Origin of the sequence: Salmonella sp. SAL4457 (assembly GCF_046548235.1) — a bacterium.
In the GTDB taxonomy this organism is placed as follows: domain Bacteria; phylum Pseudomonadota; class Gammaproteobacteria; order Enterobacterales; family Enterobacteriaceae; genus Salmonella; species Salmonella enterica.
In genome coordinates this window covers 1-244 of record NZ_JBGDZO010001150.1, presented here as the reverse complement: position 1 = coordinate 244, position 244 = coordinate 1, and the positions used below count along the sequence as shown (strand labels likewise).

1 protein-coding gene is annotated in these 244 nt (G+C 65.2%); it reads left to right on the top strand.

Annotation, left to right across the window (positions count from 1 at the left end):
• The coding region (locus tag ACLJNW_RS27765) for an OprD family outer membrane porin (RefSeq protein ID WP_410961803.1) at positions 1 to 244 on the top strand (244 nt) is incomplete at both ends.

The following is a 244-nucleotide window of genomic DNA, read 5'->3' as shown; positions in this document are numbered from 1 at the left end:
ATCCCTATCCCTACATCGCCGGCAGCGACCCGTACCTGGTCAACTTCATCCAGATCGGCGACTTCGGCAACGTCGACGAGCGTTCCTGGCAACTGCGCTACGACTACGATTTCGGCGCGCTCGGCCTGCCCGGCCTGAGCTTCATGAGCCGCTACGTCTCCGGCGACAACGTCGCCCGCGGCGCGGCCAACGACGGCAAGGAATGGGAACGCAACACCGACCTCGGCTACGTGGTGCAGAGCGG